The organism is Streptomyces sp. NPDC102490, from assembly GCF_044765285.1.
Lineage (GTDB): Bacteria > Actinomycetota > Actinomycetes > Streptomycetales > Streptomycetaceae > Streptomyces.
The window spans coordinates 1-24,675 of sequence record NZ_JBIWJU010000015.1 but is presented as its reverse complement, the minus strand read 5'-3'; the positions used below and the strand labels follow the sequence as shown (position 1 = coordinate 24,675).

At 73.2% G+C, this 24,675-nt stretch carries 4 protein-coding genes; all 4 read right to left on the bottom strand.

The window, feature by feature from the left end:
- Positions 1 to 20 precede the first annotated feature (20 nt).
- Positions 21 to 380 carry a nuclear transport factor 2 family protein gene (locus tag ACIRGB_RS30630; RefSeq protein ID WP_403871864.1) on the bottom strand — a complete coding sequence of 120 codons (360 nt, stop codon included), beginning with the start codon at positions 378 to 380 and terminating at the stop codon, positions 21 to 23.
- Positions 381 to 418: 38 nt separating this feature from the next.
- A complete protein-coding gene (locus ACIRGB_RS30625; protein ID WP_403871862.1) occupies positions 419 to 1,669 on the bottom strand; it encodes a cytochrome P450 in 1,251 nt (416 codons plus the stop codon).
- Positions 1,670 to 1,736: 67 nt separating this feature from the next.
- Positions 1,737 to 20,114 carry a type I polyketide synthase gene (locus tag ACIRGB_RS30620; RefSeq protein ID WP_403871860.1) on the bottom strand — a complete coding sequence of 6,126 codons (18,378 nt, stop codon included), beginning with the start codon at positions 20,112 to 20,114 and terminating at the stop codon, positions 1,737 to 1,739.
- Positions 20,111 to 24,675 (bottom strand): type I polyketide synthase (locus ACIRGB_RS30615; protein WP_403871858.1); only part of this gene is annotated, 4,565 nt, incomplete at its 5' end. The genes ACIRGB_RS30615 and ACIRGB_RS30620, both read right to left, overlap by 4 nt.

Sequence of the window (24,675 nt, the reverse complement as noted above, 5' to 3'; positions counted from 1 at the left end):
CCCTTTCTTGAGTGAGTTTCTCAGGCCTTGCGGAAGACGTCTTTGAGTACGATCTTCCCGTCGCTCAGGATGAAGAGGTCGACACCACGGTTGACCACCTTTCCGTCGTCGGTCTCGACGGTCCACCGCACCAGCCCCATGTTCTCGTCGAACATGATCGGCGATTCGAACTTCCCGTCGACCCCCGAGGCGACCATCTTTTCGCGCATGGCGTTCATACTGGTGATCAGATCGCCGATCTGCTCCTTCGTGTGCACCGTCCCGATTCCGTCACCGTCGGGCGTTATCCACTTCCCCTCGTCGGCGAAACACGCGACGGCGGTCTCGATGTCGCCGGCACCCGAACTCTCGAAGAACCGGTCGATCACTTCTGCTGACATGGGTCCGCTCCGTTCCCGTCGTTGACGGTGTCGATGAGTCATGCGTGCAGCCTGACCGGCAGCCGCTCCAATCCACGGAACTGCAGGGTGTAACGCCAGGTCAGTCGTTCCAGTGGCTCGGCCGCCTCCCAGTGCGGGAACCTGTCCAACAGCCGGGCCAGCACGATCTCGCCCTCCAGTCGGGCCAGCGGCGCGCCGACGCAATGATGGATTCCGTGGCCGAAGGCCAGGTGTGTAGCGGTGTTCCGGCGAATGTCCAACCGGTCCGGCTCGGCGAACCGTTCCGGGTCCCGATTCGCCGAGGACAGCGCCAGGAACACCACCTCGCCGGCGGGGACAACAGTGTCGCCGACCTCCACCGGTTCGGTGGTGTAGCGCAGGGTGGAAAGGTTCAGCGGGCTCTCATAGCGCAGGAATTCCTCTACTGCGTTCGGTATGAGGGTGGCATCCCCGCGCAACAGCTCCAACTGTTCGGGGTGCTTCAGCAGAGCGTACACCGAACTGCTGATCAAGTTCGCGGTGGTCTCGTATCCCGCGTTCATCATCAGGAAGATGGTGGAAAGCAGCTCGGACTCTTCGAACTGCTCCTCGTTCTCCGGATCGATCATCGCGTTGATCAGGTCGTCCGCACCGTCATGAGTCTTCGACTTCTGGGCGACCAGGGTCCGGAAGTAGTCGAGCGACGCCATGTATGCCTGGTACTTCTCCGACGGCTCCGAGTCGACGCTGGTCAGCGCCCGGTTCCACCGACGGAGATCGTGGTGGGCGGCGCGGGGTACGCCGAGCAACTCGCCGATCACCGCGATGGGGAGGGCCATCGCCACCGACTCCACCAGGTCGATCTCGGCTCCCGCCGGGATCGCGTCAAGCAGTTCGTCGGTGAGTTCCTCGATGCGCGGCCGCAGGTCCAGTGTCCGGCGCATCGTGAACGCCCTGCTGAACATCCGCCGCAGTCGCGAGTGTTGCGGCGGATCGCTGAACAGCATGCTGTCCGATGTGATCGACGCGCCCGAGACGTCCTCCGTGCTGTGCCTGGCGATGATCGGTGCGGCGCCCGCGGCCGACTTCGAGAGCCTGGGGTCGGCCAGCAGCCGGCGCACATCGCTGTACTCGGTGACCAGCCACGAACGCAGACCTGTGCTCAATGTCTTGATGACGAGCCGCCGGGGCCCCGTCCCGGTGCGCATCTCCCGGTAGGTCAGATACGGGTCCTGGATGAAGTTCCAGTTCAACAGGTCTGACTCGGCTGTCTCGGTGCCGGAGGTGTCGGGCTTCGCGGAGTCGGTCATGGGGAGACTTCCCTTGTGCTCAAGTGGCGGAACGAGGAGGCCAACTGGTTCGGAGCTGTCCCGGTGTTCACTGGCCGGGACCGCCCAGCTCTCGATTGATGAAGTCGAACAGTTCGTTGTCGTCGGCGTTCGCGATGAGCCGGCCCTGCTCGGACTGGCCGCCTCGGTCGGCGAGCGCTGCGGCCATCTTCTGGACTCGTCGCAGCACCTCGTTCTTGGCGGCCTCGTCGATGCCGTCGTCCGCCGCAACGACCGAGAGCACCTCTTCCAGCCGGTCGAGCTCGGCCAGCGCGGACTCGGCCTGGTCGGCGTCCGCGCCGAACATCTCCGTCCGCAGGTGGTCACGGAGCGCCAGCAGGGTCGGGTGGTCATAGGTGAGCGTCGCCGGCAGCGTCAGCCCGGTCACCGAGACGAGCCGGTTGCGCAGCTCGACCGCGGCGAGGGAGTCGAAACCGAGGTCGACGAGCGCCTTGGTCGGCGAAAGGACCTCGGCCGAGCTGTGGCCGAGCGCCTCGGCCACCTGCTCCTGCACCAACTCCAGTAGTGCGGCGTCGCGTTCGTCGCCGTTCAGCGCGTCCAGGCGCGCCCGGGCCCGGGACCGGCCGTTTGGCTGGGCGAGCCGGTCCCCCGCGGCGGCCACCGGGAAGGCCGCCCGGTACTCGGGCAGGTCACTGATGACCGTGCACTTGACGGTGCCCGCGGTCGCCTTGATGAACCGGCTCCAGTCCACGTGCGTCATGGCGATGTAGGTCTCGTCGTGGTCCAGTGCTCGCCGCAGTCCGGCCAGCGACTGGCCGGGGTCCATCGGGTGCAGGCCCCGACGGCTCGCCCGGTCGGTCGCACCGGTGTCGTCGGCCATGCCTCCGCCCGCCAGCAGGCCCCAGCCGATCGTCGTGGCCGGCAGACCGCGCGCCCGCCGGTGGTGGGCCAGGGCGTTCAGGAAGGCGTTCCCTGCCGCGTAGTGCGACTGGCCGGGTGAGCCGATGAGGCCGGCGGCCGAGGAGAACAGCACGAAGGCCGAGAGGTCCAGGTCCTGGGTCAGCTCGTGGAGGTTCCACGCTCCCTCCACCTTGGGCCGCAGCACGTTGTTCAGCCTGTCGAGAGTCAGCTCGGTGACGACGCCGTCGTTGGCGACTCCCGCGCTGTGGAACACGGCGGTCAGCGGCAGGTCGTGGGGAAGGTTCGCGAGCAAGGCCTCCACCTCGCCCCGGTCGGCGACGTCGCAGGCGGCGATGGTCACCGCGGCCCCCAGGGCGGTGAGGTCGGCTTCCAGCTCGACGGCGCCCGGCGCTTCGCGGCCCCGGCGGGAAGTGAGCACGAGGTGCGCCGCGCCCTGTTCGGCCAGCCAGCGCGCGGTGCGGGCGCCCAGGCCGGTGAGGCCGCCGGTGACCAGCACGCTGCCCGACGGCCGCCAGCTCCGACGCGGCGGCTGGTCCGGGTCGGCGCGGACCAGTCGGCCACCCAGAACGGCGCCGTCCCGCAGTGCTGCCTGCTCCCCGGTACCGCCGTCGCCCAGCAGGCGGATCAGCCCGGCCGCCGAGGCGTCGTCGGGGGTGGCCGGCAGGTCGACCAGGCCGCCCCAGCGGTCGGGACGTTCCAGTGCGAGGGTCCGTCCGAAACCCCACAGCAGGGCTTGGTCGGGATGGTCGAGCCCGTCGCCGGGGACGACGTTCACCGCGCCCCGGGTGAGGCACCACAGGGGTGCGTCGATCTCGCGGTCCTCCAGTGCCTGGACCAGACTCACCGTGGCGGCCAGGCCGACCGGCACACCCGGGTGTCCCGGGACGCGGGACTGCTCCAGCGCCAGCAGCGAGACCACCCCGGCGAGCGGCGGCTCGCCGAGCCGGGCCGCCAGCGCGGCCCGATCCAGCTGGTGCTCGCCGACCGCCAGGACACGGACGCCGGCGCCGGCGGCTGTCATCGCCGCTTCGATCGGCGCGGCCCAGGCGTCGTCGCGGTGACCGGCGGGCACCACCAGCAACCAGGTGCCGGTGAGCGTGGCCTCGGTCCGGGTCGGCACGGGCCGCCAGCCCAGCCGGTACCGCCAGCTGTCCACCACCGTCTTCTCGCGCCGGGCGATGCGCCACCGGGTCAGTGCGGGGAGCACGGCGCCGAGGCCGTCCCGTTCCTCGGTGTCCAGCTCGGCGCTGAGCGCGTCGAGGTCACCCTGTTCCACCAAGTTCCAGAACCGGCTGTCCACGGCGTCCGGGCCGGCCGGCGTCGTGCCCGGTGTCTCCGGCGTGTCCGGCCAGTAGCGCGTGTGCTGGAACGCGTAGGTCGGCAGCGGGGTCCGTCCCGCGCCGGCCGCGGGGAAGAGGGCCGGCCAGTCGACCTGGACCCCGGCGGCGAACAGGGCGCCCAGTGCGGCGAGTACGGATTCGGTCTCGGGACGGCCTCGCCGGAGGCCGGGCACGGCGACGACATCCCCACCGGGCACGCATGCGCGGACCAGACCGGTCAGGGTCGCGTCCGGCCCCAGCTCCAGGAAGCGGGTCACCCCGTCGTCCCGGAGGCCGGAGACCGTGTCGGCGAACCGCACCGCGTTCCGGACGTGCTGGACCCAGTACTCGGGTGTGGCCACGTCGCTGCCGGTCATCGGTATCCGCGGCGGCTTGAATTCCAGACCGTCGAGCGCGGCCCGGAATTCCGCGAGCATGGGGTCCATGAGCGGGGAGTGGAACGCGTGGCTCACGGCCAGCTGCTTGGTGCGGTGTCCGGCGTCGCGGAGGCGTTGTCCGAGCTCGCCGACGGCCGGCTCGGTGCCGGAGACGACCACCGACTGGGGGGTGTTGACCGCGGCGATCGACACCTCGGCGCCTTGCGCGGCCACGAGCGGCGCCACCACGTCCTCGCCGGCGTCGACGGACATCATGGTCCCGCCCGGTGCGAGCCCCTGCATGAGGCGGGCCCGCGCGGTGACCAAGGCGCAGGCATCGGTCAGCGACAGTACGCCCGACACGTGGGCGGCGCTGATCTCGCCGACGGAGTGGCCGGTGACGAAGTCGGGCCGGACGCCCCAGGACTCGAACAGCCGGAAGAGGGCCACTTCGATCGCGAACAGCGCGGGCTGGGCGAACTCGGTGGTGTTCAGCCGGGCCTCGTCCTCGTCGAAGACCATGTCCCGCAGTGCCGGGTCCAGAGCCGCGCACACCTCGTCGAACGCCGCCGCGAAAACGGGGAAGTCCCGGTGGAGTTCACGGCCCATCCCACCTCGTTGCGACCCCTGGCCCGTGAAGACGACGGCCAGACCACCGCTGTCGGCCACGCCCGTGGCCTCCGCGCCAGGTGCGGCGGTGCCGTCGGCGAACGCCGCGAGTCGCTCGCGCAGTTGCTCGCGGTCGGCGGCGAGCAGCACCGCCCTGTGATCGTGCACCGCGCGGTCGGTCACCAGCGACCGCGCGACGTCGGCCGGCGTCAGTTCGGGCCGGTCGGTCAGGTGGGCGCGGAGGCGCGCCGCCTGGGCGTGCAGGGCGGCCGGCCCCCGGGCCGACAACACCACCGGCTGCATACGCCGGTTCACGGGGCCCTCGTCCGGGACCGGCGCCGTGGGCGGTGTGGGGAGGTCCTCGGGCGGTTCTTCCAGGATGATGTGCGCGTTGGTTCCACTGAGGCTGAAGGCGGACACGCCCGCCCGCCGGGGACGGCCCTGTTCGGCCCAGTCACGGGCCCGGTCCAGCAGCGCCACCCCTCCGGAGGACCAATCGACCTCGGGGGACGGGGTCTCGGCGTGGAGCGTCCGGGGCAGCAGGCCGTGCCGCATCGCCATGATCATCTTGATGGTTCCGGCGGCGCCGGCGGCGGCCTGGGAATGCCCGATGTTCGACTTGATCGAGCCCAGCCAGAGCGGGGTGTCGGACTCGCGTGCGCGTCCGTAGGTGGCCAACAGGGCCTGCGCCTCGATGGGATCGCCGAGCCGGGTCCCGGTGCCGTGTCCCTCCACCACGTCGACCTCGCTCGCCGACAGGCCGGCGTTGGCCAGCGCGGCCCGGATGACGCGCTGCTGCGACGGGCCGCTGGGCGCGGTGAGACCGTTCGAGGCGCCGTCCTGGTTGACCGCCGAGCCGGCCAGCACGGCCAGTACGCGATGGTCGTTGCGGCGGGCCTCGGAGAGTCGCTCCAGCACGAGCAGTCCCACGCCCTCGGCCCAGCCGGTGCCGTCCGCTCCGGCGCCGAAGGCCCGGCACCGGCCGTCCGGGGACAAGCCCCGCTGCCGCGCCATCTCCACGAACATGGTAGGGGTGGCCATCGTGGCGACCCCGCCGGCCAGCGCCAGCGAGCACTCGCCGGAGCGCAGCGCCTGGGCCGCCAGGTGCATGGCCACGAGCGAGGACGAGCACGCCGTGTCGATGGAGACGGACGGCCCCTCGAATCCGAACTCGTAGGACAACCGCCCGGAGATGATGCTGGCCGCGTTGCCGGTCAGCACCCGGCCGCCGAAGTCGCCGGAGTCGCGGGCCAGCAGTGCGGGGTAGTCGCTTCCGTTCGCACCCACGAACACCCCGACCGGGCCGCCGCGCAGGGCGGAGGGGACGATGCCGGCGTTCTCGAACGACTCCCAGGCCGTCTCCAGCAGCAAGCGCTGCTGCGGGTCGATGGCGATGGCCTCGCGCGGCGAGATGCCGAAGAAGTCGGAGTCGAACTCGGCCAGGCGGCCGAGGAATCCGCCCGCCCGGGCGTACGTCGTGCCGACCCGGTCGGGGTCAGGGTCGTAGAGGCCGGCCAGATCCCAGCCGCGGTCGACCGGGAAGCCGGTGATCCCCTCGCGGCCCTCGACCACCAGCCTCCACAGTTCGTCCGGCGAGTTCGCCTCGCCCGGATACCGGCAGGCCATGCCGACGATCACGATCGGGTCGTCACCGGCCGCGGTGGCGGGCCCGGCCGGAGTGACGTCGGCGGTGTCGGCCTCGTCACCCACCAGCTCGGACCTGACGAATGCCGCCAGTGCCTCAGGGGTGGGGTGGTCGAACACCAGCGTCGCCGGCAGGCGCAGTCCGGTGGCCGTGTTGAGCCGGTTGCGCAGTTCGACCGCGGTGAGCGAGTCGAACCCGACCTCGTGGAAGGCGCGGCTCATGTCGACCGACGCGCCGCTCGGGTGGCCGAGCACGGCGGCGATCTGCTCGCGCACCAGTTCACCGACGGCCTTCACCTGGTCGGCCACGGGGGAACCGGCCAGTCGCGCCGCCTCCAGCTGCGCCGCCGACGCTGCTGCCACGCGCCGGGCAGGCCGCCGCACCAGGCCGCGCAGCAGCGCGGGCACCGTGCCGGACGCCCGCACGGCGGCCAGGTCGAGGCGAGCGGCCATCACGTTCGGCCGGGCCAGGTCGGCCGCCGCGGCCAGCGACTCGAGGCCCTGGGCGGTCGCCATCGGCAGCATTCCGCCCCGCCCCATGCGCGCCACATCGGTCTCGCTGAGGTTGTCGGTCATACCGCTGCCCGCGCCCCACCAGCCCCAGCTGATCGAGACCGCGGGGAGGCCCTGCCGGTGTCGCTCGACGGCCAGCGCGTCGAGGAAGGCGTTGGCGGCGGCGTAGTTGGCCTGGCCGGGTGCTCCGAAGGCCGTGGCGGAGGAGGAGAACAGCACGAACGCGGAGAGGTCCAGCTGCCGGGTCAGTTGGTGCAGGTTCCAGGCACCGTCGACCTTGGGGGCCAGTACCGCGTCGACCCGGTCGGTGGTCAGGGAATCGAACACGCCGTCGTCCAGCACTCCGGCGCAGTGCAGCACCGCGGTGAGCGGGAACTCGGACTCCACCGAGCGCACCAGGGCCGCGACCTGCTCGCCGTCGGCGACGTCGCAGGCGGCGACGCGCACCGCGGCGCCGAGCTCCGCCAGTTCGGCGGCGAGCCGGACGGTCTGTGCCGAGTCCTCGCCCTGGCGGGAGGTCAGCAGCACATGCCGTACGCGGTGGTCGGTAACGAGGTAGCGGGCCACATGCCCCGCGAGCGCTCCCGAGGCACCGGTGATCAGTACGGTTCCGGCCGACCACGAGGTGGCCTGCGCGGTGTCGGCGGGTGTCAGGCGGGCCAGCCGCGGGGCCCGCAGCACACCGTCGCGCACCGACACCTCCGGCTCACCCGATTCCACGGCCGCGTGCAGCGCGGCGGTGGTGGTCGCGTCGGCGCCTCCCTCCACGAGGACGATGCGATCGGGGTTCTCCGACTGCGCCGAGCGCAGCAGGCCCCGCACGGTCGCGCCGGTCAGGCTGTCGTTCGTCACCACCACCAGCCGCGAGGGCTGCCAGGCGGGATCGGCCAGCCACGTCTGCACCGAGCGCAGCACGCTGTTCACCGCCGCGTGGACGTCGGCGGTGACGGCGGGCCCCTCCCCCGGTACCGACATCGCGACGAGGGCCGGGACCTCGGCCGCCTCGTCCCGGCCGGACACCAGCTCCGCGAGCTGGTGCGGGCCGTCGAGCACGGTGACCTCGGAGCGGGAGGCGATGTCGTCGACCCGGCCGCACTCGACCCGGCTGATCTCGAACAGGGAGTCGTCGCGGGACGCGGCCGCCCGGAGCTGGTCGGCGGAGACCGAGCGTGAGGACAGTGCCGCCACGCTGAAGACGGGAGCGCCTGTGTCGTCGAAGGCGTCCAGGGCGACCGTGTCGGTGGACACCGGCCGGACCCGGATGCGCAGCGCGGTGGCGCCCGAAGCGAACAGCCGCGCTCCGGCCCAGGAGAACGGCACCAGACCCCGGGGGGTGTCGGAGGTGAGGGCCCGGAGCACGCCGCCGTGCAGACCGGCATCCAGCAGCGCCGGGTGCACGCCGTAGCGCTCGGCGTCGGCCCCGCCCGGCGGCAGCGCCACCTCGGTGAAGAGTTCCGCGCCGCGCCGCCAGCAGGCCACCAGCCCCTGGAACGTCGGCCCGTAGTCGTGGCCCGCCTCGGCGAACAGGTCGTACGCGCCGGCGACGTCGACGACGTCGGCTCCCCGCGGCGGCCATTCGGTGAGCGGATCGGGTTCCGGCGTGCTACCCGTGCCGGACACGGTTCCAGTGGCGTGCCGTGTCCAGGCGGTGTCGTCGGCGTCGCCGTCGGGGCGTGCGGAGATCGTGATCTTCCGGCGGCCCTCCTCGTCGGCGCCTTCCACCAGGATCTGCAGCGCGATGGAGCCCGCCGCGGTGATCAGCAGGGGCGACTCGATCGTCAGCTCGTCGAGCACGGTGCGGCCGACCTGCTCGGCCGCCCGCAGGGCCACGTCCACGAAGGCGGTGCCGGGGAGCAGGGCCTGGTCGAACAGCACGTGCTCCGCCAGCCATGGCTGAGTCCGCGGTGCCAGCCGGCCGGTCAGCAGCACGGCCTCGCCGCCGGCGACCTCCACGCCGGCCAACAGCAGCGGATGGTCGAGCGGGTCGAGACCCACCGCGGCGAGATCGGCCGCCGGTTCGGGGAGGTCGAGCCAGTACCGCTGGTGCTGGAACGGGTACGTCGGAAGCGGGGTGTGCCGGGCTCCGGTGCCGTCGAACAGGGCCGGCCAGTCGACCTCCACGCCGGCGGCGAACAGGGTGCCGAGTGCGGTGAGCGCCGTGCGGGTTTCGTCGCGGTGCCGGCGCATGCTGGGGACCGCGACGACGTCCGGCTCGGCGAGGCACTCGCGGATCGCGCCGGTCAACGGCGCGTCGGGGCCGATCTCGAGGAACCGGGTGACGCCGGCGCCGTGCAGTTCGGACACCGTGTCGGCGAACCGCACCGTGTCCCGCACGTGCCGCACCCAGTACTCCGGGTCCGTCACCTCCTCGCCGCCCGCCATCGGGATGCGGGGCGGCTGGAATGCCAGGCCGTGGACCAGGGCGCGGAACTCGTCGAGCATCGGGGCCATGAGCGGCGAATGGAACGCGTGGCTGACGACGAGCTGTTTCGTACGGTGTCCGGACTCGGTCAGGCGCCGCACGATCTCGGTGACGGCCGGCTCGAGCCCCGAGAGCACCACCGAACCGGGGGTGTTGACCGCCGCGATCGACACCGATTCGGCGTACTGCGCGACCAGCGGGGCGACCACCTGCTCGCCGGCGGTCACCGAGACCATCACTCCGCCCGGGTCGAGCCGCGCCATCAGCCGGCCCCGCTCCGACACCAGCCGGCACGCGTCCGGCAGCGACAGCACGCCGGCGACGTGCGCAGCCGCGATCTCGCCCACCGAATGACCGGTGAGGAAGTCCGGCCGGACACCCCAGGACTCGAAGAGCCGGAACAGCGCGACCTCGACGGCGAAGAGCGCCGGCTGGGTGACCTCCGTGGCGTCGAGCCGGTTCTCCCCGTCGCCGAGGACGGCCTCCCGGACGGCGGGGTCCAGCTGATCGCACACCTGGTCGAAAGCAGCCGCGAAGACGGGGAACTGCCGGTGCAGTTCCGCACCCATGCCCGGGTGCTGGGCGCCCTGGCCGGTGAACACCATCGCCAGCGGGCCCCGCCGGGCCACATCGGCGACGGTTCCGGTTCCGTCGCCCCCGTGCGCGTACTCCGCCAGCCGCTCCAGGGCCTGCGCGCGGTCGGAGGCGAGCAGTACCGCTCGGTGATCGTGGCCGGCCCGTTCGGCCACGAGGGAGTAGGCGATGTCCGCCAACGCCGCGTCGGGCCGGTCGCGCAGGGAGGATTCCAGTCGCTCCGCCTGGTGCCGCAGTGCCTCGGGCCCGCGAGCCGTCAGCACGAGCGGCCACACCGGCAGGCCGGCCGCGGGAGACGGGGCCGGGGCGGTGAACTCGGCCGGAGCCTCTTCCAGGATGATGTGTGCGTTGGTCCCGCTGACGCCGAAGGAGGACACCCCCGCCCGGCGGGGGCGGCCACGGTCCGGCCACTCCCGTGCCCGGTCGAGCAGCGCGATCGCGCCCGACGACCAGTCGACCTGCGGCGACGGGGTGTCCGCGAAAAGGGTCTTGGGCATGATTCCGTGCCGCATCGCCATGATCATCTTGATCGTGCCGGCGATGCCCGCCGCCGCCTGCGTGTGGCCGATGTTCGACTTGATCGACCCCAGCCAGAGCGGCGCGTCCTCGGCGTGCTCGCGGCCGTAGGTGGCCAGCAACGCCTGTGCCTCGATCGGATCGCCCAGCCGGGTCCCCGTGCCGTGTCCCTCGACGACGTCCACGTCGGAGGCGGACAACCCGGCGCCGGCCAGGGCCTGGCGGATCACCCGTTGCTGGGAGGGACCGTTGGGGGCGGTCAGCCCGTTCGACGCGCCGTCCTGGTTCAGCGCCGAGCCGGCCAGCAGTGCCAGCACCTGGTGTCCGTTGCGCCGCGCGTCGGACAGCCGCTCCAGCACCACCAGGCCCGCGCCTTCGGACCAGCCGGTGCCGTCCGCGTCCGCGCCGTACGCCCGGCACCGGCCGTCCGCGGCGTTCGCGCGCAGCCGGCTGTACTCCACGAACAGGTCGGGCGTCGCCATCACCGTCACGCCGCCGGCCAGCGCGAGCGAGCACTCGCCCGACCGCAGCGTCTGCGCCGCCAGGTGCATGCTGACCAGCGATGACGAGCACGCCGTGTCCACGGTCACTGCCGGGCCCTCGAAGCCGAACTCGTAGGCGACCCGGCCCGACGCGATACTGCCGGCGCTTCCGTTGCCCAGGTAGCCCTCGAGTTCCTCGGGCTTGGTGTGCAGCCGCGAGCCGTAGTCGTGGTACATCAGCCCGACGAACACACCGGTCGGGCCGCCACGCAGCGAGGTGGGATCGATGCCCGCGTTCTCGAGGGACTCCCAGGCCGTTTCGAGCAGCAGCCGCTGCTGCGGGTCGATCGTGATCGCCTCGCGCGGCGAGATGCCGAAGAACTCGGGGTCGAACTGGTCGGCGTCGTGCAGGAAGCCACCCTCACGGGTGTAGGTGGTCCCGGGGTGGTCGGGGTCCGGGTGGTAGAGGTCGGCGAGGTTCCAGCCCCGGTCGGTGGGGAAGGCGCCGATGACGTCCCGCCCCTCGGCGACGAGGTCCCAGAGCTCGTCGGGCGAACCGACCCCGCCCGGGAAGCGGCAGGCCATGCCCACGATCGCGATCGGGTCGTCTCCGGACCCGGCCTCGGCCGTGCCGGCGACCGGCCGGGCCGGGGCGGCCGTCTCGCCGCCGATCTCGCCCCGCACGAACTCGATCAGGGCGGCCGGGGAGGGGTAGTCGAAGATCAGTGTGGCCGGCAACCGCAGCCCGGTGGCCGTGTTGAGCCGGTTGCGCAGTTCCACCGCGGTCAGTGAGTCGAACCCCAGAGCGGTGAAGGGCTGCCGGTCGTCGACGGCGGCGCTCGAGGAGTGCCCGAGCACGGCCGCGGCATGAGTGCGGACCAGCTCGGCGACGGCCTGGTCGCGCTCGGCCGGTTCCAGTGCCGCCAGGCCCTCGCGGCGTCCTGCCCCGTCCGCCGGGTGGGGTTCGGCGACCCGCCGCGCCGGACGGCGCACCAGCCCGCGCAGGAGTCCCGGAACCGTGGCCGCGCCGGACAGGCCGGCGAGGTCGAACGGGGCGGCGACGACCCGGCCCTGACGGCGGGAAGCCGCGTCGAAGAGGGTGAGGCCGAAGTTATTGTCGACCGGGCGGATGCCGGTGCGGGCCATCCGGGCCCGGTCCTGGCTTCCGAGGTGGCTGCCCATGCCACTGGCCTCGGCCCACCATCCCCAGGCGATCGACACCGCCGGCAGGCCGAGCCTCCGGCGGTGCTCGGCCAGCTCGTCGCAGAACCCGTTGGCCGCCGCGTAGTTCGCCTGGCCGGCGGTGCCGAACGCCGACGCGGCCGAGGAGAACAGCACGAACGCCGACAGCTCGGCGTCCTGGGTGGCCTCGTGCAGGTGCCAGGCACCGTCCACCTTGGGCCGCAGCACCGCGTCGACCCGGTCGGGGGTCAGTGAACCCACGGTCGCGTCGTCGAGCACACCCGCGCAGTGCACCACGGCGCTGAGCGGGAACTCCGGTGGCACCGAGCCGACGAGGTCCATCACCTCGTGGCGGACGGCGAGGTCGCACGCGACCATCCGCACCGAGGCACCCGCCTCGGTCAGCCGCTCGACCAGCTCGTCGGCACCGGGGGCGGCCGGGCCCCGCCGCGAGACCAGCAGCAGCCGTCGCACCCCGCACTCGGTCACGAGATGCTCGGCCACCAACCCGGCCAGCACGCCGGACGCCCCGGTGAGCAGCACGGTCCCCGTGCCCCACACCGAAGACGGCTCGTCCGGCACGTGCCCGGCGGGCTCCGGGAGTGCCTCCGCGGCGACCCTGTTCAGGCGGGGCGACCACAGCCGTCCGTCGCGAACCGACACCTCCGGCTCGCCCGAGGCGACCGCGGCGCGGGCGAGCGCCTCCACCGGCCGCACCCCGGCCGGCTCCGGACCGGCGAGCGCCTGCTCCACGAGAACCACCCGCTCCGGGTTCTCCGACTGCGCGGAGCGCACCAGGCCACCGACCGCGGCACCCACGAGTCCGCCGTCGGTCACCACGACCAGCCGCGACCGCTCCCACCGGCTGTCGGTGAACCAGTCCTGCAGCACCCGCAACGTGCCGTTCACCGCGGTGTGCACCGAGTCGACCGTCGACTCGGGTGCCGGGCCGCCGGGGACGCGCAGCACCACCAGGTCGGGCAGCGGCGCGCCACCGTCCACCGCCGAGCCGAGCGCGGCCAGGTCGGGGTGGCGCCACGCACCGACCGTGTGCTCGTCCTGCGTCGGCGCGGTCCGCGTCGGACCGGACGGCACCACCCAGCCGATCGGCCCTTCGGCGCCCGCCCCCGAACCGGCCTCGGCCGGTCCGCACGGCACCCACCCGAGCTCGAACAGCGCGTCGGCGTGTGCGGTGCCGACGTCGCGCAGCTGCTCGGCGGAAACCTCCTGGGCGACCAGCGAGTCCACCCTCAGCACCGGGCGACCGGTGGTGTCGAAGCCGTCCACCGACCACGAGGAAGGCCCCGTCGGGGAGAACACGAGCCGCAGTGCCGAGGCGCCCGAGGCGAGCAGTCGCACCCCGGACCACAGGAACGGCGCCTGCACGCCGGTGTTGTCCGGCTCGGCCCCCTGCGAGCCGAGCCGGTCGATGGCCAGGCTGTGCTGGCCCGTGTCCATCAGGGCCGGGTGCAGGCCGAAACGCACCGCGTCGGGCGCGAGTCCCTCGGGCAGCTCCGCCTCGGCGAAGACCTGGTCACCCGTCCGCCAGGCCCGGCGCAGCCCGGTGAAGGCGGAGCCGTAGTGGTAACCGAGCGCGGCGAGCCGCTCGTACGATCCGGCGACGTCCAGTTCGGTTGCCCCGGCCGGCGGCCAGGTCGCGTCGGCCGGCCACGGTGCCGGCTCCGGATGGTCGCCGGGCACCGCGCTGCCCCGCGCGTGCCGCGTCCACGTGGCGCCCACGGCCTCGCCGGGTTCCGCCGACTGGGAGAAGACCTCCACGGTGCGGCGGCCGTCACCGTCGGGGGCCCCGACGAGCACCTGGACCAGTACGTCGTGCCCGCTCGGAAGCATCAGCGGCGCCTCGATGGCCAGCTCCTCCAGCCCGCCGAGGCCCGCCTCGTCGGCTGCGCGGATCGCCAGCTCGAGGAACGCCGTACCGGGCAGCAGGGGCCGGTCGAAGAGCGCGTGGTCGACGAGCCACGGGTGGGCGTGCAGCGAGAGCCGGCTGGTGAACAGCAGGCCCGCGTCACCCGCCAGAGTCGTCTTCGCCCCGAGCAGCGGGTGATCGACCTGTTCGAGGCCGACGGCTGACAGGTCGCCGGGCGCGGACGCCGACGCGGTCGGCCAGTAGCGCTGCCGCTGGAAGGCGTAGGTCGGCAGGTCGACCCGCCGCGCCCCGGTACCGGCGAAGGTCGCGGACCAGTCCACGGTGAGCCCGGCCCGCCACGCGGCGGCCATCGACCGCAGGAACATGTCCGGGTCGCTCTCGCCGCGGCGGAGGGTCGCCAGCACGGTCGCCCCGACGCCGCGCTCGTCGGCGGTCTCCTCGATCGCGGGTCCCAGCAGCGGGTGCGGGGCCACCTCGAGCAGCACGCGGTACCCGTCGGCCAGCAGCACGGCGGCGGTGTCGTGGAACCGTACCGGCTGCACGAGGTTGGTGAACCAGTACCGGCCGTCGAGTTCGTCGCCCTGCACCCGGCGGGCGAACGTCGTGGAGTAGTACGGCACCGAGGCGGTGGCCGGGCGGATGCCGGTCAGGAGCGCGAGGAGTTCGTCCTCGACCACCGCCATGTCCGGGGAGTGCGTCGGGTAGTCCATCGGGACGGGGCGCGCGCGGACACCGGCGGCCTCGTACTCGGCGCGCAGCGCGGCGATGCGGTCGAGCGGGCCGGTCACGACGACCGATCGCGGACCGTTGATCGCGCTGACGTGTACGCCGTTCAGCTGTGCGACCCGGTCACACACCTGCTCGACCGGCAGCCCGACCCAGAGCGTGGCGTACCCGGTCACCCGGCCGGACACGCGCGCCCGCGCGGTCAGGACCCGGGCCGCGTCGGCGAGGGTGAGGATGCCGGCGATGTGCGCGGCCGCGACCTCTCCCACGGAGTGCGCGATGATCGCGGAGGGCACCACGCCCCGGGAGATCCACAACCGGGCGAGCGAGACCATGACCGCGAACAGCATCGGCTGGACCTGCTCGGCCTGGTCGAGGTCCGCGCCGTCCGCGCCGGCCAGGAGGTCGCGCAGGGTGCGGCCGTGCCAGTCCACGTACGGTGCGAGCGCCGCCTCGCACTCGGCCATGGAGGCGGCGAATTCCGGCGAGGTGTCCCACAGCCGCAGGGCCATCCCGGCGTACTGCCCGCCCTGCCCCGGGAACACGAACACCGGGTCGGTGTCGCCGGAGCCGACGGGTCCGGTGACCGGGGTGGTGCCGGCCACCAGGTCGTCCAGCCCGGACAGGAGTGCGGCGAGGTCGGCGCCGAGCACGACGGCCCGGTGGTCCAGCGAGGAGCGAGTGCCGGCCAGGGAGAACGCCACGTCGGCCAGCTCCGCCGGGCCGGTGGCGCCGGAGGCCAGGAGGTGCTCGCGCAGCCGCACCGCCTGATCGCGCAGCGCGGCTTCGCCGCGACCGCTGAGCAGCAGCGGCAGCACCTGCGGCGCGTGGGGCCGATCCGCCGGTCCGGCCTCGGGCTCGGTGTCCGGAGCCTGTTCCACGACGACGTGCGCGTTGGTCCCGCTCGCCCCGAACGACGACACCGCTGCCCGTCGGGGACGCCCGGTCGCCGGCCACGGCCTGGCGTCGCCTAGCAGCCGGACCGTTCCGCTCTGCCAGTCGACGTGCTCCGAGGGCCGGTCCACGTGCAGGGTCTTCGGCAGCACACCGTGCCGGATCGCCATGATCATCTTGATGACGCTGCCGACGCCGGCCGCTGCCTGGGAGTGGCCGATGTTGGACTTGAGCGAGCCCAGCCAGAGGGGCTCGCCCTCCCCTCGGTGCCGGCCGTACACGCCCTGCAGAGCCTTGATCTCGATCGGGTCGCCGAGCACCGTGCCGGTGCCGTGCCCGTCCACCGCGTCCACCTCGTCGGGGCGCACGCCGGCGTTGGCCAGTGCCTGGCGGACGACCCGCTGCTGGGCGAGGCCGTTGGGCGCGGTGAGGCCGTTGGACGCACCGTCCTGGTTGATCGCCGAGCCACGAAGGACGGCCAGCACGGAGTGGCCGTTGCGGCGGGCGTCGGAGAGCCGCTCCAGCACCAGCAGGCCTGCGCCCTCGGCGAAACCCGTCCCGTCGGCGTCCGCGCCGAACGCCTTGCAGCGGCCGTCGGCGGACAGTCCCTGCTTGTCGAACTCCTGCAGGTCGACCGGGGTCGCCATGACGGTGGCACCGCCGGCCAGGGCCAGCGCGCACTCCCCGGAACGCAGGGCCTGCGCGGCCAGGTGCATCGCCACCAGCGAGGAGGAGCAGGCCGTGTCGACCGTCAACGCCGGCCCCTCCAGGCCGAACTGGTAGGAGAGCCGCCCGGCGAGCACCGCGGCGGAGGTCCCGGTGAGCAGGTAACCGTCGGCCAGCTCGGCGCTGCCGCGGAGCAGGTCCGCGTAGTCCTGGTCGCTGGTGCCGGCGAACACACCGGTCTGGCTTCCCCGGACCGACTTCGGGTCGATCCCGGCCCGCTCCAACGCCTCCCAGGTCAGTTCGAGGAGCAGCCGCTGTTGCGGGTCCATCGAGGCCGCCTCGCGCGGCGAGATCCCGAAGAACCGCGCGTCGAACTGCGCCACGTCGTCGAGGAAGCCGCCGCCGCGCACGTGGGTGGCGCCCTGACGCGTCGCATCCGGATGCAGCAGGGTGTCGAGGTCCCAGCCCCGGTCGGTCGGCAGCCCTGAGACCGCGTCGCGCCCGCCGTCCACCAGCTCCCACAGCTGCTCCGGCGAGCCGACCCCACCCGGGTAGCGGCAGGCCATGCCCACCACGACGATCGGGTCGTCGGCGAGCGCTGCGCGAGGGACGGCCGTCCCGGGTTCCTCGTCGGCCGCGTCGGTCACCAGCCGGAGCAGATACGAGGCGAGGGCCGCGGGGGTGGGGTAGTCGAAGGCGACGGTGCCGGCCAGTTCGAGATCGAGCGCCGCGTTCAGCCGGTCCCGCAGTTCCACCGCCGCGAGCGAGCTGAAGCCCAGGTCCTGGAAGGTGCTTTCGAGGTCGACGTCGGCCGGCGAGTCGAGGCCCAGTACAACGGCGACCGAGGTCCGCAGCAGATCGTTCACGACGCGCCGCTGGTCCACGACGGCCAGCACGTCCGTGACCCGGGCGTCGGTGCCCGGTTCAGGCGTGGCGACCGACGGCGGGCCCGAGGGGGCCGGGGCTGCGGAGCCGTCGCGCGGCAGCCAGTGCCGGTGCCGCCGGAAGGCGTAGGTCGGCAGGTCGACCCGCCGGCCCTGGCCGGGGAACAGCGCCGCCCAGCCGACCTCGCCGCCGCCGGTGAAGAGGCGGCCGGCCGCGTCCAGCAGGGCGACGGCCTCGGGTCGGTCACGGCGGGAGGCGGCCACCGCCGTCACCCGCCGGTCGGCGGGCAGGCATTCCCGGACCATGGCCGAGAGCATCGCGTCCGGTCCCAGCTCCAGGAAGCGGGTGACGCCACGCTCGTGCAGGGTGGCCACGGCGTCGGCGAACCGCACCTGCTCGCGTGCCTGACGGACCCAGTACTCCGGCTCGCCGAGCGTGGCCGCGTCGGCGGGGGCACCGGTGAGGGTGGACACCACCGGGATGTCGGGCGCGCCGAAGGCGAGTTGGGCGACGACGGCCCGGAAGTCGTCGAGCACCGGGTCCATCAGCGGCGAGTGGAACGCGTGGCTGGTCGTCAGCCGGCGGGTCCGGTACCCGTCTGCGGCCAACTGGGCCACGACCTCCGCCACCGGTTCCCGCGCTCCGGACAGCACGACCGAGTCGGGGCTGTTCACCGCGGCCACGGACACCCCGTCGGCGGCGGCGACCAGCGGGGCCACCACATCCGGGGCGGCGTTCACCGCGACCATGGCACCGCCGTCGGGCAGCGCCTGCATCAAGCGGCCGCGCGCCACGACCATGCGACCGGCGTCGGCGAGGGACAGCACGCCGGCCACGTGGGCGGCGCTTATCTCGCCGATCGAGTGACCGGCCACGAAGTCGGGGCGGATGCCCCAGGATTGGACGAGACGGAACAGCGCGACCTCGAAGGCGAACAGCGCCGGCTGGGCGAATTCGGTGCGGTCCAGCAGCGGACCGTCCTCCCGCATCAGCTCGCGCAGCGATCGGCCCAGCAGTTCGTCGACCACTGCGCAGACCTCGTCAAGGGCCGCGTCGAACACCGGGTACCGCGTCGACAGTTCTCGTCCCATTCCGGCGCGCTGGGCTCCCTGGCCGGTGAAGACCATCGCCAGTCGGCCTTCCCTCGCCCGGTCGACGTGCACCGCGGGACTGTCCGTACCGGCGGCCAGCGCGGACAGGCCGGCCAGCAGGGCCGCCCGGTCCTCGGCGACCACCACGGCACGGTCGGCCAGCGCGGCGCGGGTGGTGACGAGGCTTCGTCCGACGTCGGACGGCTCCAGCTCGGGGTGGCGTTCGACGAAGGAGCGCAGTTCCTCGGCCTGGCCGCGCAGCGCGGCGGCGCCCCGGGCGGTCACCACGAACGGCCATGGACCGGTGCGGGCCCGTCCCGTCTGCTCGGGCGGGGCCTCGGCCGGGGCGTCGGGAGCCTGCTCCAGGACGACGTGCGCGTTGGTCCCGCTGATTCCGAACGACGACACCGCGACACGCCGGGGGCGGCCCCGGTCGGGCCACTGCCGCTGGTCGGTGAGCAGCCGGACCGTCCCCGCCGACCAGTCCACGTGTGAGGTCGGCCGCTGGGCGTGCAGCGTCCTGGGCAGCTCCCCGTGGCGCATGGCCATGACCATCTTGATCACGCCGCCGACGCCGGCCGCCGCCTGCGAGTGTCCGATGTTCGACTTCAGCGATCCGATCCACAACGGCGTGTCCGCCGTTCGCTCCCGGCCGTAGGTGTCCAGCAGGGCGCGGGCCTCGATCGGGTCGCCGAGCCTGGTGCCGGTGCCGTGCGCCTCGACGGCGTCGATGTCGGTCGAGGCCACACCGGCGTTGGCCAGCGCGGCCCGGATCACCTGCCGCTGGGCCGCGCCGTTCGGCGCGGTGAGGCCGTTGGAGGCGCCGTCCTGGTTGAGGGCGGAGCCGGTCACCAGGGCCAGCACCTGGTGCCCGTTGCGCCGGGCGTCGGACAGCCGCTCGACCACGAGCACGCCGACGCCTTCCGCCCAGCCCATGCCGTCGGCCTCGTCGCCGAAGGCCTTGCACCGGCCGTCCGGGGCGATTCCGCGCTGCCGGGCGAACTCGATCAGCGAAGCCGGGCCCGACATGATCGTCGCCCCGCCGACCAGGGCGAGCGAGCACTCCTGGGAGCGCAGCGCCTGGGCGGCCAGGTGCAGCGCGACGAGCGAGGAGGAGCACGCCGTGTCCACGGTGACCGCGGGCCCCTGCAGACCGAACGCGTAGGACAGCCGTCCGGAGACGACGCTGGCGATGTTGCCGGTCAGTACGTAGCCCTCGTACGCCGGCGGCACGGTGCGCAGCGAGATGTTGTCCTGGTAGCTGACGCCGACGTACACGCCGGTCTGGCTTCCCCGTACCGCGTCGGCGCTGATGCCGGCGCGTTCGAAGGCCTCCCACGAGGTTTCCAGGAGCAGCCGTTGATGCGGGTCCATCACGGTTGCCTCCCGAGGGGGGATGGCGAAGAACTCGTGGTCGAACTGGTCCGGCGAGCGCAGGAAGCCGCCGCCCCGGGAGTACGTCCGGCCCACCTTCTGGGGATCGGGGTCGTACAGCTCGCCCAGGTTCCAGCCACGGTCCGTCGGGTAGCCGGACACCGCGTCGGTGCCGTCGGCCACCAGCTGCCACAGGGCTTCGGGGCTGTCGGCGTCGCCGGGGTAGCGGCAGGCCATGCCGACGATGGCGATCGGCTCCCGGCTCTGCGCCTCGACGTCGCCGAGCCGTTGCCGGATGCGCTCGTTCTCCTTCAGTGCGTTGCGCAGCGCGTCAACGAGCTCGTTGGTGGACGGGGTGGTCATGAGGTCGGCCCCTCCGCTCGGTCGCTCGCGTCGGCTTGGCCGTATGCGGCGCGTATGAGATCAGCCATGTCCATCGAGTCGATCGCGCTCGTGGACCCGGTGCTGTCGGTCGTCGGCTCGCCCCGGGGAGCGGTGTCGGCCAGCCGGAGCAAGGCGTCCACCAGCCCGGCCTGCCTCAGCGAGGCGATCGGAATACGGTCGATGATCTTCTTCAGCCCTGCGTCGTCGACGCCCTCACCGGCCTCGTTCCCGGGGGGCCCGGTGTCCTCGCCGAACAGCTCGGCGTACACCAGCTCCGCGACCGAGGCGGGGGTCGGGTAGTCGAAGATCAGCGTGGCGGGCAGTTGCAAGCCGGTCGCCACGCCGAGGCGGTTCCGCAAACGCAACGCGGTGAGCGAGTCGAAACCGGCCTCCTGGAAACTGCGCCCCGACTCGACCGAGCTGCCGTCGGCATGTCCGAGCACGGCCGCCACCGTGGCCCGGACGAGGTCGGTGATCGCATACGTCCGCTCGGTGGCGGGCAGGCCGGCGAGCCGCTCGCGCACACCGGTGTCGGCCGCTCCGTCCGCCGGCCCGTCGGGGTCGTCCCCCCTCGCCCCGGTCAGCTCGGTGAGGAGCGGCATCGATCGGGTGCCGACGAGTTCGGTGGCGAACGAGGACCACTCGACGTCCACCACGACCACGGCCGTCTCGTCGCGGTCGACCACCTGGTCCATGGCCCGGACGGCGTCGCGGGGGTCCATCGCGCGCAGGCCGCGGGCCGCCAGCCGGTCCTCCACTCCGTCGTGGTCGGCGATCCCCGGGCCCTGCCAGAGTCCCCAGGCGATGGAGGTGCCGGTCAGGCCGAGAGCCCTGCGGTGCGCGGCCAGTGCGTCCAACGAGCTGTTCGCGGCGGCGTAGTTGGCCTGACCTGCCGGACCGACCGTGCCGACGAACGACGAGAACAGGATGAAGTCGACGAGGTCGCGGTCCTGCGTCAGCTCGTGCAAGTGCCATGCGGCGGCCACCTTCGGGCGGAACACCCGCTCGAAGCGTTCCGGGGTGAGCCGGTCGATGACGCCGTCGTCGAGCACGCCCGCGGTGTGCACGACGGTGGTCAGCGGATGTTCGGCCGGCCAGGTGGCCAGCAGGTCGGCGAGCTGCGCCCGATCGCCCACGTCGCAGGCGACCACCGACACCGTGGCACCCTGTTCGGTCAGCTCGGCGGCCAGCTCGGCGGCGCCGGGGGCGGCCGGGCCGCGACGGCCGGCAAGGACCAGGTGTCGCGCGCCGCGCCGGACGAGCCAACGCGCCGCCTCCGCTCCGAGTGCGCCGGTGCCGCCGGTGACCAGAGCGCTGCGTTCGAGCGGCTGCTTCGTCGGGAGCGCGGGTGCGGTGACCCTCGTCAGCCGGCGGCAGAACACCGCGCCGCCTCGCAGCGCCAGCTCACTCTCGCCGTCTGCGAGCGCGCCGGCCAGCGCCGCCAGGTCCGCTTGGCCGACCTCGCGCGGCAGGTCGACGACGCCGCCCCACGACAGGGGTTGCTCCAGCCCCGCATGCCTGGCGAAGCCCCACAGGGCGGCCTGCCGTGCCTGGGTGACGGCGTCTCCCGGCCGGACGGCGACCGCGTCCTGGGTCACGCACCAGATCGGGGCCGACAGGCCGAGCTCACTCACCGTCCGCACCAACGCGAGCGTGCCGCTCAGGCCGGCCGGCACGGATACGGCGTCGGTGTCCTCGGCCGTGTCCAGCGCCAGCAGCGACAGGATGCCCCCGGCCGGTTCGCCGCGCAGCGCCGTGACGAGCTCGTGGCGGAGCGCCTCGGGTTCCGCGGACCGGGGGACGTCGACCCGGCTGACCCGAGCCCCTCGGGCGCTCAGCGCCGCGACGGCCTGCGCGAGCCACGCCGGCTCGGCGACGTCCGCCGGCACCACGATCAGCCAGCGGTCGGTGAGCGGCCGGTCCGGTGCTTCGGTGGGGCGCCAGGTGACGCGGTACTGCCAGCCGGCCAGCGTCGCCTGCTGCCGGCTGCGCTCACGCCACGACGACAGGGCCGGGAGCACGGTGCCCAGCGAGGACCGGCCGGCGTCGTCGGAGAGGGCGAGCGCCGTGGTCAGTCCGTCGAGGTCACCCTGGTCGACCATGTTCCAGAACCGGGTGTCGACTTCACCGCCGCGGGACGGTCGGCCGGGCGGCGTCTCGATCCAGTAATGGGTGTGCTGGAAGGCGTACGTGGGCAGTTGCCCCGGCCGCCTGCCCGACGGGAACAGGCCGGACCACCGCACGTCGACTCCGCCGACGAACGCCTCGGCGGCGTTGCGCAGGAATTCCCGTGCGCCGCCGTGGCCGCGGCGGAGCGTTCCGACCGTCGTGACCGACGTCCCCCTGGCCTCGGCGAGCTCCTGTACCGAATTGACGAGGACCGGGTGCGCGCCCACTTCGTGGAACGCTCGATGCCCGTCGCCGAGCAGTTGGTCGACCACCTCCGCGAAACGCACCGTCTCGCGCAGGTTCCGGTACCAGTAGTCGGCGTCGAGGTTCCGGCCGTCGAGGACCGAGCCGGTCACCGTCGAGTAGAACGGCACCGTGCCGGACGAGCACTCGACCGTGCCCAGCGTGTCGGCCAGCTCGGCCCGGACGACCTCCACCTCCGCCGAGTGCGACCCGTAGTTGATCGGGACGCGCCGGACCCGCGCTCCCTCCGACTCCCAGATTGACAGCAGTCGGTCGAGTTCGGCGGTGGCCCCGGAGACGACCGTGGACATCGGACCGTTCACCGCGGCGACGCCGAGCGCGGGACAACCGGCCAGGCGTTCGCGCACCTCGTCCGCCGACCGGTTCACCCAGCCCATGCCGCCTCGCGTCGCCAGACGCCGGAGCACCCGGGAGCGCAGGGCCACGACGCGCGCGCCTTCGGTCAGCGACAACGCCTCCGCCGCCACGGCGGCGGCGAACTCTCCCTGGGAGTGCCCGACGACGGCCGAGGGGTGCACGCCGAGTGATGCCCACAGCCGGGACAACGAGACCCCGACCGCGAACAGTGCCGGCTGGACGACGTCGTCCCGGTCGAGGCTCGGCGCACCCGGCACCCCGACGAGCACGTCCCGCAGCGAGTACCCGTCCCAGTCGACCCAGGGCGCCAACGCCTCGTCGCAGGTCCGCATCAGCTCCGCGAACGTCGGACTGCTCTCGCACAGCTCGATGCCCATCCCGAGCCACTGGCCCCCCTGCCCGGGGAACACGAAGACCGGGCCGTCGTGGTCGGCGTCACCGGATCCCGCCACCACCAGGGCCGAGTTCTCCGACTGGCCCGCCGCGATCGCGTCCAGGCCGGCCAGGAGCTCCTGCCGGTTCTCCGCGATCACCACGGCTCGGTGGGAGTGCGTGGACCCGCCGTTGGTCAGTGCCGCGCCGAAATCGGCCACGCCGGTGTCCGGTGAGTCGGCCAGCGCGGCCCGCAACCGGGTCGCCTGGCCGGCCAACGCCGCCGGTCCCCGGCCCGACACCGGGAAGGCGGAGATTCCGAGCCGCGTCACGGCGTCCGCCTGCCCGGCCGCCGGCTGCTCCGGCGCCTGCTCGAGGACGACGTGCGCGTTCGTGCCACTGATGCCGAAGGAGGAGACGCCGGCGCGGCGGGGACGGCCGGTCCTGGGCCAGTCGCGGTTCCGGTCGAGCAGAGCGACGGATCCTTGGGACCAGTCGACGAACGGCGAGGGCTCCTCGGCGTGCAACGTCTGCGGCAGGATGCCGTGACGCATCGCCATGACCATCTTGATGACGCCGCCGACCCCGGCGGCTGCCTGGGTGTGCCCGATGTTGGACTTCAGCGATCCCAGCCACAGCGGGGCTTCGCGGTCCTGGCCGTAGGTGGCCAGGAGTGCCTGGGCCTCGATCGGGTCGCCGAGCTTCGTGCCGGTGCCGTGTCCTTCGACCACGTCGACGTCCGACGTGGACAGGCCGGCCGAGGCCAGCGCCTGGCGGATCACCCGCTGCTGCGAGGGACCGTTCGGGGCGGTCAGGCCGTTCGACGCGCCGTCGGAGTTCACCGAGGAGCCCTTGAGCACCGCGAGTACCTGGTGACCCTGCCGGCGTGCGTCCGACAACCGCTCGAGCACCACGAGGCCGACGCCTTCGGCCCAGCCGGTGCCGTCCGCGCCCGCGCCGAACGCGCGGCACCGCCCGTCCGGGGACAGGGCTCGCTGGTGACCCAGGTCGACGAACGTCATCGGGGTGGACATCACCGTGACCCCGCCGGCCAGTGCGAGCGAGCACTCGCCCGCCCGCAGTGCCTGGGCGGCCAGGTGGAGCGTCACCAGTGACGACGAGCACGCGGTGTCGACCGAGACGGCCGGCCCCTCCAGGCCGAACTGGTACGCCACCCGCCCCGAGAGCACGCTGCCCGCGCTGCCGGTCAGGACCGCTCCGCTGAGCTGGTCCGGAACCAGGTCCACGGCCGGCGCGTAGTCGTGGTACATGACACCGGAGAACACGCCGGTCCGGCTGCCGCGCAGGGAGTCCGCGTCGATGCCCGCGCGCTCGAATGCCTCCCAGGCGACCTCCAGCAACAACCGCTGCTGCGGAT